Below are 16,050 nucleotides of genomic sequence, written 5' to 3' on the forward strand. Positions count from 1 at the left end.
ATGAAAAATCAAGCCAATCAGGATGCAGGGGGAGCAGTAATAGATCGACAACGGGCTGATGCAGGCGCTCATAGCCATGAATTAGCTACGACGCAGAAGGCAGTATGGCTGGATCAGATGCTGGCACCTCATGTGCCTTATTACAATATTGGCTTCGTATGGGCGGTGCGCGGCGAGATCGATCTCGCGTCATTTAGGTGCGCGGTCGAGCACGTCGCAAACTGCAACGACGCACTTCGCGTGACGCTGGATCAAAGCGATGATTTTCCTGCGCAGAGGATCTCTCCGGCTGTAGAGGCCCCTGTTGTTGAAGAGGATTTCGCGCGAGCTACGTCAACAGATTCTGATGTGTGGCAATACCTTCATGAATTGTTTGAAGTGCCATTCGATTTGTACGGAGGTTTGTTGTGGTCAGTGCACGTCGTTCGGCCGCGAAAGGCGGAGCAATATATCCTGTTTCGGTTTCATCATCTGATTATCGATGGTGCCGGTCTGTCGCTGTTTGGCAATTCTGTTTCTGATGCCTACAATCGCATTGTAAAACGCGAGTCACTGCCGCTCGATAGTTCATCTGGATCATATTTTAAATACCTGGAAAGCGATAGGGACTACCTTTCGTCGGCCCGGTTTTCGCAGGATCGAAAATACTGGCTAGACCGAATTAGTGAGGCACCGGCGCCGCTGTTTGACTATGTGCCGGATATGCTAGTGAAATCCCGCAGTGAGAAAGTACTCTGGCATATTCCGCGAGACACGTTTGGCTGTGTCGAATCGTTTGCTCGTCTTCATGAGAGTTCCGTTGTTCAAGTGATGATCACCTTGCTGATTTGCTATTTTGCAAGGACGCTTGAGCGTGACGAGGTAGTAATTGGATGTCCGGTTCACAATCGCGGTATTGCTGGATTCCGAGAAGCAATTGGAATGCTTTCGTCGATGAGTCCGATTTCGGTGCGATTGGATCAGCGCTGTTCTTTCGCACAAGCGATGCAGGACGTTTCACGGGAGCTGAGGCGCTGTTATCGGCACCAAAGACTTCCGCTGTCGGAGCTTTATCGGCCACTTGGACTGAGTCGAGGGCGCAGGCAAATATTTGATGTGTCGTTGTCGGTTGAGAGTTTTCCGGGGGATGTTTTTCTTGGCGAGTATGAGCCTGAGCTCGTGGTTATGCATCATGGGTTTGAACAAAATCCGCTTGGTATTTATGTTCGGAACTATAAGAAGTCCGGTGAGGTGACCGTCGAATTCAATTTCAATGTGGGGGCATTGGAGCGTCATCAGGTCGAGAGCGTACAGAGAAGCTTGGCTGTGATGCTGAGCGCCGCGATGGCAGACCCAAATTGCCCGGTTGATTGTTTGCCATTGCTGGATGAGGACGGCCGGATAACGGTGGTAAGTCGATTTAACGCGACCGGAAAAGTGTTCCCGTCGGCGCGTTGCATTCATGAGCTGATCGAGGCGCAGGCCGCGCGCACGCCGCAGGCGGTGGCGGTGGTCTATGAGGAGCACACGCTGAGCTACGCGCAGCTGGAGGCGCACTCGAACCGGCTGGCGCGGCATCTGCGCAAGCTCGGGGTGAAACCGGAAGAACGGGTGGCGCTGTGGATGGAGCGCGGTCCACAGATGGTGGTGGGGCTGCTGGGGATCCTGAAGGCGGGCGGGGCGTATGTGCCGCTCGATCCTGGGTATCCGGAGGAGCGGCTGCGGTACATGTTGGCCGATAGCGAGCCGGTAGTGGTACTCACGGACGAGTCGGTGAGCCAGAGGTGGGGCGAGCTGCTCGAGGCGGTCACGGTGCCGGTGGTGAACGTGCAGACCGAGGCGTGGCGGTGGGCGCACGAGCATGGCGAGGCGCTGAGCGATGTCCAGGTACAACCGCATCACCTGGCGTACGTGATTTACACCTCGGGCTCGACGGGCCAGCCCAAGGGGGTGATGGTCGAGCACCGGTCGGTCGATAACCGCTTGCAGTGGATGCAGCAGGCGTACGGGCTGCAAGTGCAGGAGAAGGTGCTGCACAAGACGCCGGTGAGCTTCGACGTGTCGGTGTGGGAGTTGTTTTGGACGCTGCAGCAGGGTGCGACGCTGGTGCTGGCGCGCGCGGGCGGACATCAGGACCCGGGGTATCTGGGAGAGGTGATTGATCGTGAGCAGGTGAGCACGCTGCACTTCGTGCCGTCGATGCTCAGTGCGTTCCTGGAGTCCGGACAGGCGCAGCGGTGTCGCAGTGTGCGTCGGGTGATCTGCAGCGGCGAGGCCTTGCCTGCGGGGTTGCTCAAGCGGGTGCAGGCGCAGATGCCGTGGGTGCAGGTGCACAACCTGTACGGGCCGACCGAGGCGACGGTGGACGTGACAGCGTGGACGGCGCCCAGCGGGTGGGACGGCAGCACGGTGCCGATCGGTGCGCCGATCGCGAACACACGGATCTACATTCTGGATGAGCGAGGCGAGCCGGTGCCGGTGGGGGTGGCAGGCGAGCTGCACATTGGCGGGGTGCAGGTAGCGCGGGGGTATTTGAAGCGGGCGGAGTTGAGCGGCGAGCGGTTCGTGGCGGATCGGTTCAGTGAGCAAGCGGGCGCGCGGATGTACCGCACGGGGGACGTGGGGCGTTGGCGTGCGGACGGCACGATCGAGTACCTGGGGCGCAACGACCAGCAGGTGAAGCTGCGTGGCTATCGGATCGAGTTGGGGGAGATCGAGGCGTGCTTGCAGCAGTACCCGAGCATCCGCGAAGCGGTGGTGCTGGCGCGCGAGGACGGCGCGGGCGGCAAGCGGCTGGTGGCGTACTACACGCGGGGTGCAGCACAAGCGACGGCACGAGAAGAACTGGACGTTCAAGCGTTGCAGTCCTACATCCGGCAGCAGCTGCCGGAGTACATGGTGCCGGCGGCGTACGTGGCGCTGGAGGCACTGCCGCTGACGGCCAACGGCAAGCTGGATCGCCGAGCGCTGCCGGCGCCGCATGACGAGGCCTATGCGCGCCGGGAGCACGTCGAGCCGCAAGGGCCGGTGGAGATTGAACTGGCCAAGCTGTGGACGGAGTTGCTGGGCGTGGCGCGGGTGGGCCGGGAGGACAACTTCTTCGAGTTGGGTGGACATTCGCTGCTGGCGGTGCAACTGGCCTCGCGTATTCGAGCGCGCATGGGTCGGGAGATGGAGCTGCGGGAAGTATTCGGCAAGCCGATGCTTTGGGAGCTGGCGCAGTCCCTGATCGAAGCGCCGAACGTGGGTGTGCCACCGATCGAAGCGAGGAGCGAGCGGGAGGTGGCACCGCTGTCGTATGCGCAGCAACGGCTGTGGTTTATCGCGCAGATGGACCGGCGCGCGAGCGCGGCGTATCACGTTGCGGGAGGCGTGAGGCTGAGAGGGGCGCTGCGCGAGGAGGTTCTGCAGGCGGTATTGGACGAGATCGTGATGCGTCATGAGGCATTGCGTACGCGCTTCGAGGTGGAGCAAGGCGTACCGGTGCAACGCATCGAGGCGCAGGCGAGCTTTGCGCTCAGGCGCTACGAGCTGAGCGATGAGCAGCAGGTATGGCATCACGCGCAGCAGGAGTATCAAGAGGAGTTTGAGCTGTCGAGAGGCGCGTTGATCCGGGGGCGGCTGCTCAGGGTTGGGCAAGAGGATCACGTGCTGCTGGTGACGATGCACCACATCGTGTCGGACGGGTGGTCGATGGGGGTGTTGATCGATGAGCTAGGTCGCCTGTACGAGGCGTACAGCGAGGGTCGGGAGGCGGAGCTCGAGGCGTTGCCGATCCAGTATGGGGACTATGCGGTGTGGCAGAGGCGCTGGCTGCATGAGCAGGCGCTGTCGGAGCAGCTGGCGTATTGGCGAGAGCAGTTGAGCGGAGCGCCGCAGTTGGTGGAGATGCCGACGGACCGAGCGAGGCCGGCGCAGCGCGACTACGCGGGAGCGCAGGTTGGGGTGCAGCTCGAGGCGGGGTTGGTGCAGGGGCTCAAGGGTTTGGCGCGGCGTCATGGGACGACGCTGTACGTCGTGGTGTTGACGGCGTGGGCGGCGGTGGTATCGCGCTTGAGCGGACAGCGGGAGGTGGTGATAGGCACGCCGGTGGCGAATCGTTCGAGGGCGGAGACGGAGGGGCTGATCGGGTTTTTTGTGAATTTGCTGGCGCTGCGCATCGAGGTGAGCGAAGGGGTGCGGGTGGAGCAGTTGGTGCGCCGAGTGCACGAGACGACAGTGCAAGGGCAAAGCCGTCAGGAGGTGCCGTTCGAGCAGGTGGTGGAGGCGGTGAATCCGGCGCGATCGCTGGGGCACAGTCCGGTGTTCCAGTTGCTGCTGGCGTGGGACAACACGCGAGCCGAGCAGGTCAAGCTCAAGGGTCTGGAGGTGGCGCGTTTGCGGTTGGAGCAAACGGGCGCGCAGTTTGATCAGAGCTTGAGCCTGAGGGAAGAGGAAGGTGGTGGCATAGGGGGGAGCCTGAACTATGCGCAGGCGCTGTTCGATCGGGAGACGATCGAGCGTCAGTTGGGGTATTTGAAGGCGATGCTGGAGGCGATGGTAGCCGACGATGCGCAGGAGGTGGAGCGTATCGAGTTGCTGAGCGAGGCGCAGCGCGAGCAGGTGGTGCATGGGTGGAACGAGACGGGACAAGCGTACGGGCCGGCGCGTTGCATTCATGAGCTGATCGAGGCGCAGGCCGCGCGCACGCCGCAGGCGGTGGCGGTGGTCTATGAGGAGCACACGCTGAGCTACGCGCAGCTGGAGGCGCACTCGAACCGGCTGGCGCGGCATCTGCGCAAGCTCGGGGTGAAACCGGAAGAACGGGTGGCGCTGTGGATGGAGCGCGGTCCACAGATGGTGGTGGGGCTGCTGGGGATCCTGAAGGCGGGCGGGGCGTATGTGCCGCTCGATCCTGGGTACCCGGAGGAGCGGCTCAAGTACATGCTGGGGGACAGCGAGCCGGTGGTGGTGCTCACGGACGAGTCGGTGAGCCAGAGGTGGGGCGAGCTGCTCGAGGCGGTCACGGTGCCGGTGGTGAACGTGCAGACCGAGGCGTGGCGGTGGGCGCACGAGCGTGGCGAGGCGCTGAGCGATGTCCAGGTACAACCGCATCACCTGGCGTACGTGATTTACACCTCGGGCTCGACGGGCCAGCCCAAGGGGGTGATGGTCGAGCACCGGTCGGTCGATAACCGCTTGCAGTGGATGCAGCAGGCGTACGGGCTGCAAGTGCAGGAGAAGGTGCTGCACAAGACGCCGGTGAGCTTCGACGTGTCGGTGTGGGAGTTGTTTTGGACGCTGCAGCAGGGTGCGACGCTGGTGCTGGCGCGCGCGGGCGGACATCAGGACCCGGGGTATCTGGGAGAGGTGATTGATCGTGAGCAGGTGAGCACGCTGCACTTCGTGCCGTCGATGCTCAGTGCGTTCCTGGAGTCCGGACAGGCGCAGCGGTGTCGCAGTGTGCGTCGGGTGATCTGCAGCGGCGAGGCCTTGCCTGCGGGGTTGCTCAAGCGGGTGCAGGCGCAGATGCCGTGGGTGCAGGTGCACAACCTGTACGGGCCGACCGAGGCGACGGTGGACGTGACAGCGTGGACGGCGCCCAGCGGGTGGGACGGCAGCACGGTGCCGATCGGTGCGCCGATCGCGAACACGCGGATCTACATTCTGGATGAGCGAGGCGAGCCGGTGCCGGTGGGGGTGGCAGGCGAGCTGCACATTGGCGGGGTGCAGGTAGCGCGGGGGTATTTGAAGCGGGCGGAGTTGAGCGGCGAGCGGTTCGTGGCGGATCGGTTCAGTGAGCAAGCGGGCGCGCGGATGTACCGCACGGGGGACGTGGGGCGTTGGCGTGCGGACGGCACGATCGAGTACCTGGGGCGCAACGACCAGCAGGTGAAGCTGCGTGGCTATCGGATCGAGTTGGGGGAGATCGAGGCGTGCTTGCAGCAGTACCCGAGCATCCGCGAAGCGGTGGTGCTGGCGCGCGAGGACGGCGCGGGCAGCAAGCGGCTGGTGGCGTACTACACACGGAGCGAAGGACAAGGCACCGAGCGCCAAGACCAAGACCAAGAGGACGAGGTCCAGTCGCTGCAATCGCACGTGCGCGAGCGCTTGCCGGAGTACATGGTGCCGGCGGCGTACGTGGCGCTGGAGGCACTGCCGCTGACGGCCAACGGCAAGCTGGATCGCCGAGCGCTGCCGGCGCCGCATGACGAGGCCTATGCGCGCCGGGAGCACGTCGAGCCGCAAGGGCCGGTGGAGATTGAACTGGCCAAGCTGTGGACGGAGTTGCTGGGCGTGGCGCGGGTGGGCCGGGAGGACAACTTCTTCGAGTTGGGTGGACATTCGCTGCTGGCGGTGCAACTGGCCTCGCGTATTCGAGCGCGCATGGGTCGGGAGATGGAGCTGCGGGAAGTATTCGGCAAGCCGATGCTTTGGGAGCTGGCGCAGTCCCTGATCGAAGCGCCGAACGTGGGTGTGCCACCGATCGAAGCGAGGAGCGAGCGGGAGGTGGCACCGCTGTCGTATGCGCAGCAACGGCTGTGGTTTATCGCGCAGATGGACCGGCGCGCGAGCGCGGCGTATCACGTTGCGGGAGGCGTGAGGCTGAGAGGGGCGCTGCGCGAGGAGGTTCTGCAGGCGGTATTGGACGAGATCGTGATGCGTCATGAGGCATTGCGTACGCGCTTCGAGGTGGAGCAAGGCGTACCGGTGCAACGCATCGAGGCGCAGGCGAGCTTTGCGCTCAGGCGCTACGAGCTGAGCGATGAGCAGCAGGTATGGCATCACGCGCAGCAGGAGTATCAAGAGGAGTTTGAGCTGTCGAGAGGCGCGTTGATCCGGGGGCGGCTGCTCAGGGTTGGGCAAGAGGATCACGTGCTGCTGGTGACGATGCACCACATCGTGTCGGACGGGTGGTCGATGGGGGTGTTGATCGATGAGCTAGGTCGCCTGTACGAGGCGTACAGCGAGGGTCGGGAGGCGGAGCTCGAGGCGTTGCCGATCCAGTATGGGGACTATGCGGTGTGGCAGAGGCGCTGGCTGCATGAGCAGGCGCTGTCGGAGCAGCTGGCGTATTGGCGAGAGCAGTTGAGCGGAGCGCCGCAGTTGGTGGAGATGCCGACGGACCGAGCGAGGCCGGCGCAGCGCGACTACGCGGGAGCGCAGGTTGGGGTGCAGCTCGAGGCGGGGTTGGTGCAGGGGCTCAAGGGTTTGGCGCGGCGTCATGGGACGACGCTGTACGTCGTGGTGTTGACGGCGTGGGCGGCGGTGGTATCGCGCTTGAGCGGACAGCGGGAGGTGGTGATAGGCACGCCGGTGGCGAATCGTTCGAGGGCGGAGACGGAGGGGCTGATCGGGTTTTTTGTGAATTTGCTGGCGCTGCGCATCGAGGTGAGCGAAGGGGTGCGGGTGGAGCAGTTGGTGCGCCGAGTGCACGAGACGACAGTGCAAGGGCAAAGCCGTCAGGAGGTGCCGTTCGAGCAGGTGGTGGAGGCGGTGAATCCGGCGCGATCGCTGGGGCACAGTCCGGTGTTCCAGTTGCTGCTGGCGTGGGACAACACGCGAGCCGAGCAGGTCAAGCTCAAGGGTCTGGAGGTGGCGCGTTTGCGGTTGGAGCAAACGGGCGCGCAGTTTGATCAGAGCTTGAGCCTGAGGGAAGAGGAAGGTGGTGGCATAGGGGGGAGCCTGAACTATGCGCAGGCGCTGTTCGATCGGGAGACGATCGAGCGTCAGTTGGGGTATTTGAAGGCGATGCTGGAGGCGATGGTAGCCGACGATGCGCAGGAGGTGGAGCGTATCGAGTTGCTGAGCGAGGCGCAGCGCGAGCAGGTGGTGCATGGGTGGAACGAGACGGGACAAGCGTACGGGCCGGCGCGTTGCATTCATGAGCTGATCGAGGCGCAGGCCGCGCGCACGCCGCAGGCGGTGGCGGTGGTCTATGAGGAGCACACGCTGAGCTACGCGCAGCTGGAGGCGCACTCGAACCGGCTGGCGCGGCATCTGCGCAAGCTCGGGGTGAAACCGGAAGAACGGGTGGCGCTGTGGATGGAGCGCGGTCCACAGATGGTGGTGGGGCTGCTGGGGATCCTGAAGGCGGGCGGGGCGTATGTGCCGCTCGATCCTGGGTATCCGGAGGAGCGGCTGCGGTACATGCTGGCCGATAGTGAGCCGGTGGTGGTCCTGACCGACGAGGCAGTGAGCCAGAGGTGGGGCGAGCTGCTCGAGGCGGTCACGGTGCCGGTGGTGAACGTGCAGACCGAGGCGTGGCGGTGGGCGCACGAGCGTGGCGAGGCGCTGAGCGATGTCCAGGTACAACCGCATCACCTGGCGTACGTGATTTACACCTCGGGCTCGACGGGCCAGCCCAAGGGGGTGATGGTCGAGCACCGAGGGGTGTTCAATCTGGCCATCGCGCAGGCGCGGCAGTTTGAAATTGACGTCGATAGTCGAGTATTGCAATTTGCATCGGTGAGTTTTGATGCGTGCGTTTCCGAGGTCATGACAGCGCTATGTCATGGAGGCAAGCTAGTTCTGAGTCGACCTGGAGTACCGCTGGTTGGCCAAGTATTGATGACGGCGGTCCGGGAGTATGGCATCACGCACGTGACGTTGCCGCCGGCGGTGTTGGCGAGTTTGCCCGATGATGCCGAGCTGAAAACGCTTCGCACACTGGTTGTGGCGGGTGAGGCCTGCAGTGCTGAGTTGGTGAGGCGGTGGGCAGGACGTTGCCGACTGATCAATGCTTACGGGCCGACTGAGGCGACGGTCTGCGCAACGATGCAGGTGTGCGATCCCACGGCGGAAACGGCGCCACCGATTGGCAGGCCGATCGCGAACACGCAGATCTACATTCTGGATGAGCGAGGCGAGCCGGTGCCGGTGGGGGTGGCAGGCGAGCTGCACATTGGCGGGGTGCAGGTAGCGCGGGGGTATTTGAAGCGGGCGGAGTTGAGCGGCGAGCGGTTCGTGGCGGATCGGTTCAGTGAGCAAGCGGGCGCGCGGATGTACCGCACGGGGGACGTGGGGCGTTGGCGTGCGGACGGCACGATCGAGTACCTGGGGCGCAACGACCAGCAGGTGAAGCTGCGTGGCTATCGGATCGAGTTGGGGGAGATCGAGGCGTGCTTGCAGCAGTACCCGAGCATCCGCGAAGCGGTGGTGCTGGCGCGCGAGGACGGCGCGGGCAGCAAGCGGCTGGTGGCGTACTACACACGGAGCGAAGGACAAGGCACCGAGCGCCAAGACCAAGACCAAGAGGACGAGGTCCAGTCGCTGCAATCGCACGTGCGCGAGCGCTTGCCGGAGTACATGGTGCCGGCGGCGTACGTGGCGCTGGAGGCACTGCCGCTGACGGCCAACGGCAAGCTGGATCGCCGAGCGCTGCCGGCGCCGCATGACGAGGCCTATGCGCGCCGGGAGCACGTCGAGCCGCAAGGGCCGGTGGAGATTGAACTGGCCAAGCTGTGGACGGCGCTGCTGGGCGTGGCGCGGGTGGGCCGGGAGGACAACTTCTTCGAGTTGGGTGGACATTCGCTGCTGGCGGTCAGCCTGATCGAGCGCATGCGCCGCGCCGGGCTGCACACAGACGTGAGGGCGGTGTTTGCAGCGCCGACATTGTCGCAGCTGGCGCGCAGCGTAGACGGGCGCAGCCAGGAGGTGGAGGTGCCGGCCAACCTGATCACGCTCGAGAGCGAGCACATCACGCCGCAGATGGTGCCGCTGGTCAAGCTGAGTCAGCAGGAGATCGATCGGATCGTACAGACGGTGCCGGGCGGGGTGGGCAACGTACAGGACATTTATGGGCTGGCCCCGCTGCAAGAGGGGATCTTGTTTCATCACCTGATGGAGCAGCAAGGCGATGCGTATGTGATGCCCGCGCTGATGCGCTTTGACAGCCGGGAGCGCTTGGCGGGTTGGGTGAGGGCGCTGGAGGCGGTGATCGAGCGTCACGACGTGTTGCGCACGGCGGTGATGTGGGAGGGCTTGTCGCAGCCGGTGCAGGTGGTGTGGCGTCGAGCGCCGCTGCAGGTGCAGGAGGTGGAGCTGGAGGCAGCCGCAGGGCAGGTGGAGCAGCAGTTGCGCGAGCGCTTCGATCCGAGGCGCTATCGGCTGGACGTGAGATGCGCGCCGCTGATGAGAGCGTTCGTCGCGCAGCGGGAGGATGGGCCAGGGTGGGTGCTGTTGCTGCTGTTTCACCACTTGATGATGGACCACACGGCGCTGGAGGTGGTGCGTCAGGAGGTGGGGGCGCACTTGCTGGGCGAGCAGGCGAAGCTGCCGAGGGCGCTGCCGTTTAGGAACTTCGTGGCGCAGGCGCGGGGGGGCGTGAGCGAGCAGGAGCACGAGGCGTACTTCCGGGAGATGTTGGGGGCGGTGAGCGAGCCGACGCTGCCGTACGGGCTGAGCGATGTGCAGGGAGATGGGCAAGCGATCGAAGAGGCGAGGCTGAGCGTGAGCGCGGGCTTGAGTGTGCGCTTGAGAGCGCAGGCGCGCGCGCTTGGGGTGAGTGCGGCGAGCGTGCATCACCTGGCGTGGGCGGCGCTGCTCTCGCGGGTGAGCGCGAGCGCGGAGGTGGTATTCGGCACGGTGTTGTTTGGTCGGCTGCAGGGTGGGGAGGGCTCGGATCGGGTGCTGGGGCTGTTCATCAACACGCTGCCGTTGAGGGTGAGCGTGGATGGGCGAGGGGTGAGGCAGGCGGTGCGCGAGACGCACGAGCAGCTCACGCAGCTGCTGCGTCACGAGCATGCGCCGCTGGCGCTGGCGCAGCGCTGCAGCGCGGTGGCGCAACCGATGCCGCTGTTCAGTGCGCTGCTGAACTACCGTCACAGCGTGGTGGATGAAGCGCTAGACGCGAGGGCGTGGGAAGGGTTGGAGGTGGTGCCCAGCGAGGAGCGCACGAATTACCCGTTCGGGCTGTCGGTGGACGATCTAGGAGAGGGGTTTGAGCTGACCGCGCAGGTGAGCGCGCCGGCCGATGCGGGGCGTGTGTGCGCGATGATGGAGCGCGCACTGGAGGAGGTGGTACGGGCGCTGGAGGAGGCGCCGCAGCGGGCGGTGCACACGCTGGAGGTACTGGATGAGGCGCAGCGCGAGCAGGTGGTGCATGGGTGGAACGAGACAGGACAAGCGTACGGGCCGGCGCGTTGCATTCATGAGCTGATCGAGGCGCAGGCCGCGCGCACGCCGCAGGCGGTGGCGGTGGTCTATGAGGAGCACACGCTGAGCTACGCGCAGCTGGAGGCGCACTCGAACCGGCTGGCGCGGCATCTGCGCAAGCTCGGGGTGAAACCGGAAGAACGGGTGGCGCTGTGGATGGAGCGCGGTCCACAGATGGTGGTGGGGCTGCTGGGGATCTTGAAGGCGGGCGGGGCGTATGTGCCGCTCGATCCTGGGTATCCGGAGGAGCGGCTGCGGTACATGCTGGCCGATAGTGAGCCGGTGGTAGTGCTCACGGACGAGTCGGTGAGCCAGAGGTGGGGCGAGCTGCTCGAGGCGGTCACGGTGCCGGTGGTGAACGTGCAGACCGAGGCGTGGCGGTGGGCGCACGAGCGCGGCGAGGCGCTGAGCGATGTCCAGGTACAACCGCATCACCTGGCGTACGTGATTTACACCTCGGGCTCGACGGGCCAGCCCAAGGGGGTGATGGTCGAGCACCGAGGGGTGTTCAATCTGGCCATCGCGCAGGCGCGGCAGTTTGAAATTGACGTCGATAGTCGAGTATTGCAATTTGCATCGGTGAGTTTTGATGCGTGCGTTTCCGAGGTCATGACAGCGCTATGTCATGGAGGCAAGCTAGTTCTGAGTCGACCTGGAGTACCGCTGGTTGGCCAAGTATTGATGACGGCGGTCCGGGAGTATGGCATCACGCACGTGACGTTGCCGCCGGCGGTGTTGGCGAGTTTGCCCGATGATGCCGAGCTGAAAACGCTTCGCACACTGGTTGTGGCGGGTGAGGCCTGCAGTGCTGAGTTGGTGAGGCGGTGGGCAGGACGTTGCCGACTGATCAATGCTTACGGGCCGACTGAGGCGACGGTCTGCGCAACGATGCAGGTGTGCGATCCCACGGCGGAAACGGCGCCACCGATTGGCAGGCCGATCGCGAACACGCAGATCTACATTCTGGATGAGCGAGGCGAGCCGGTGCCGGTGGGGGTGGCAGGCGAGCTGCACATTGGCGGGGTGCAGGTAGCGCGGGGGTATTTGAAGCGGGCGGAGTTGAGCGGCGAGCGGTTCGTGGCGGATCGGTTCAGTGAGCAAGCGGGCGCGCGGATGTACCGCACGGGGGACGTGGGGCGTTGGCGTGCGGACGGCACGATCGAGTACCTGGGGCGCAACGACCAGCAGGTGAAGCTGCGTGGCTATCGGATCGAGTTGGGGGAGATCGAGGCGTGCTTGCAGCAGTACCCGAGCATCCGCGAAGCGGTGGTGCTGGCGCGCGAGGACGGCGCGGGCGGCAAGCGGCTGGTGGCGTACTACACGCGGAGCGAAGGACAAGGCACCGAGCACCAAGACCAAGAGGACGAGGTCCAGTCGCTGCAATCGCACGTGCGCGAGCGCTTGCCGGAGTACATGGTGCCGGCGGCGTACGTGGCGCTGGAGGCACTGCCGTTGACGGCCAACGGCAAGCTGGATCGCCGAGCGCTGCCGGCGCCGCATGACGAGGCCTATGCGCGCCGGGAGCACGTCGAGCCGCAAGGGCCGGTGGAGATTGAACTGGCCAAGCTGTGGACGGAGTTGCTGGGCGTGGCGCGGGTGGGCCGGGAGGACAACTTCTTCGAGTTGGGTGGACATTCGCTGCTGGCGGTGCAACTGGCCTCGCGTATTCGAGCGCGCATGGGTCGGGAGATGGAGCTGCGGGAAGTATTCGGCAAGCCGATGCTTTGGGAGCTGGCGCAGTCCCTGATCGAAGCGCCGAACGTGGGTGTGCCACCGATCGAAGCGAGGAGCGAGCGGGAGGTGGCACCGCTGTCGTATGCGCAGCAACGGCTGTGGTTTATCGCGCAGATGGACCGGCGCGCGAGCGCGGCGTATCACGTTGCGGGAGGCGTGAGGCTGAGAGGGGCGCTGCGCGAGGAGGTTCTGCAGGCGGTATTGGACGAGATCGTGATGCGTCATGAGGCATTGCGTACGCGCTTCGAGGTGGAGCAAGGCGTACCGGTGCAACGCATCGAGGCGCAGGCGAGCTTTGCGCTCAGGCGCTACGAGCTGAGCGATGAGCAGCAGGTATGGCATCACGCGCAGCAGGAGTATCAAGAGGAGTTTGAGCTGTCGAGAGGCGCGTTGATCCGGGGGCGGCTGCTCAGGGTTGGGCAAGAGGATCACGTGCTGCTGGTGACGATGCACCACATCGTGTCGGACGGGTGGTCGATGGGGGTGTTGATCGATGAGCTAGGTCGCCTGTACGAGGCGTACAGCGAGGGTCGGGAGGCGGAGCTCGAGGCGTTGCCGATCCAGTATGGGGACTATGCGGTGTGGCAGAGGCGCTGGCTGCATGAGCAGGCGCTGTCGGAGCAACTGGCGTATTGGCGAGAGCAGTTGAGCGGAGCGCCGCAGTTGGTGGAGATGCCGACGGACCGAGCGAGGCCGGCGCAGCGCGACTACGCGGGAGCGCAGGTTGGGGTGCAGCTCGAGGCGGGGTTGGTGCAGGGGCTCAAGGGTTTGGCGCGGCGTCATGGGACGACGCTGTACGTCGTGGTGTTGACGGCGTGGGCGGCGGTGGTATCGCGCTTGAGCGGACAGCGGGAGGTGGTGATAGGCACGCCGGTGGCGAATCGTTCGAGGGCGGAGACGGAGGGGCTGATCGGGTTTTTTGTGAATTTGCTGGCGCTGCGCATCGAGGTGAGCGAAGGGGTGCGGGTGGAGCAGTTGGTGCGCCGAGTGCACGAGACGACAGTGCAAGGGCAAAGCCGTCAGGAGGTGCCGTTCGAGCAGGTGGTGGAGGCGGTGAATCCGGCGCGATCGCTGGGGCACAGTCCGGTGTTCCAGTTGCTGCTGGCGTGGGACAACACGCGAGCCGAGCAGGTCAAGCTCAAGGGTCTGGAGGTGGCGCGTTTGCGGTTGGAGCAAACGGGCGCGCAGTTTGATCAGAGCTTGAGCCTGAGGGAAGAGGAAGGTGGTGGCATAGGGGGGAGCCTGAACTATGCGCAGGCGCTGTTCGATCGGGAGACGATCGAGCGTCAGTTGGGGTATTTGAAGGCGATGCTGGAGGCGATGGTAGCCGACGATGCGCAGGAGGTGGAGCGTATCGAGTTGCTGAGCGAGGCGCAGCGCGAGCAGGTGGTGCATGGGTGGAACGAGACGGGACAAGCGTACGGGCCGGCGCGTTGCATTCATGAGCTGATCGAGGCGCAGGCCGCGCGCACGCCGCAGGCGGTGGCGGTGGTCTATGAGGAGCACACGCTGAGCTACGCGCAGCTGGAGGCGCACTCGAACCGGCTGGCGCGGCATCTGCGCAAGCTCGGGGTGAAACCGGAAGAACGGGTGGCGCTGTGGATGGAGCGCGGTCCACAGATGGTGGTGGGGCTGCTGGGGATCCTGAAGGCGGGCGGGGCGTATGTGCCGCTCGATCCTGGGTATCCGGAGGAGCGGCTGCGGTACATGCTGGCCGATAGTGAGCCGGTGGTGGTCCTGACCGACGAGGCAGTGAGCCAGAGGTGGGGCGAGCTGCTCGAGGCGGTCACGGTGCCGGTGGTGAACGTGCAGACCGAGGCGTGGCGGTGGGCGCACGAGCGTGGCGAGGCGCTGAGCGATGTCCAGGTACAACCGCATCACCTGGCGTACGTGATTTACACCTCGGGCTCGACGGGCCAGCCCAAGGGAGTGATGGTCGAGCACCGGTCGATAGTCAACGAGGTAACGGCATTGCAGCGCCGCTATGAACTGGGAGCGGATGACCGGGTACTGCAGTTTGTGGCGGTAGCGTTCGACGTATGTGCGGAAGACGTTCTGAGCACGCTGACGGCAGGTGCAACGCTGGTCATGCGTAGCGAGGCGTGGGTAGCGGGGGCGCAGCGTTTCTGGTCGCTATGCGAGGCAAATGGTGTGACGTCGTTGAGCCTGCCGGCGTTGTTCTGGGAAGGGCTTGCGCTTGACGCAGGTGCGCCGATTCCAGCGAGCGTGCGCCGGATCACGATTGGCGGAGAGGCGCCGGGCGAGCGGGCGATGGCAGCGTGGTTTAGTCGTCCGGGCCATCGGCCTCGCTTGTTCAACGCGTATGGGCCGACCGAGACGACGGTATGTGCGGCGTTGTATGAATGCGAAGCTGATGAGGGACGGCCACCGATTGGCGGGCCGATCGCGAACACGCGGATCTACATTCTGGATGAGCGAGGCGAGCCGGTGCCGGTGGGGGTGGCAGGCGAGCTGCACATTGGCGGGGTGCAGGTAGCGCGGGGGTATTTGAAGCGGGCGGAGTTGAGCGGCGAGCGGTTCGTGGCGGATCGGTTCAGTGAGCAAGCGGGCGCGCGGATGTACCGCACGGGGGACGTGGGGCGTTGGCGTGCGGACGGCACGATCGAGTACCTGGGGCGCAACGACCAGCAGGTGAAGCTGCGTGGCTATCGGATCGAGTTGGGGGAGATCGAGGCGTGCTTGCAGCAGTACCCGAGCATCCGCGAAGCGGTGGTGCTGGCGCGCGAGGACGGCGCGGGCGGCAAGCGGCTGGTGGCGTACTACACGCGGGGTGCAGCACAAGCGACGGCACGAGAAGAACTGGACGTTCAAGCGTTGCAGTCCTACATCCGGCAGCAGCTGCCGGAGTACATGGTGCCGGCGGCGTACGTGGCGCTGGAGGCACTGCCGCTGACGGCCAACGGCAAGCTGGATCGCCGAGCGCTGCCGGCGCCGCATGACGAGGCCTATGCGCGCCGGGAGCACGTCGAGCCGCAAGGGCCGGTGGAGATTGAACTGGCCAAGCTGTGGACGGAGTTGCTGGGCGTGGCGCGGGTGGGCCGGGAGGACAACTTCTTCGAGTTGGGTGGACATTCGCTGCTGGCGGTGCAACTGGCCTCGCGTATTCGAGCGCGCATGGGTCGGGAGATGGAGCTGCGGGAAGTATTCGGCAAGCCGATGCTTTGGGAGCTGGCGCAGTCC

The 16,050-nt window shown here is 64.9% G+C and carries 1 protein-coding gene (running past one end of the window); it reads left to right on the forward strand.

Going from position 1 to position 16,050, the window contains the following annotated elements; genetic code table 11:
* Nucleotides 1-16,050: the beginning of a non-ribosomal peptide synthase/polyketide synthase gene (locus ACSQ20_RS20175; RefSeq protein ID WP_436023561.1), read on the forward strand. Its footprint extends 21,363 nt past the window's final position; 16,050 of the gene's 37,413 nt are visible here — the first part of the coding sequence; the start codon lies at nt 1-3; its stop codon lies off the right edge, out of view.

It is taken from the genome of Trinickia sp. LjRoot230 (assembly GCF_964253315.1).
GTDB lineage: Bacteria > Pseudomonadota > Gammaproteobacteria > Burkholderiales > Burkholderiaceae > Trinickia.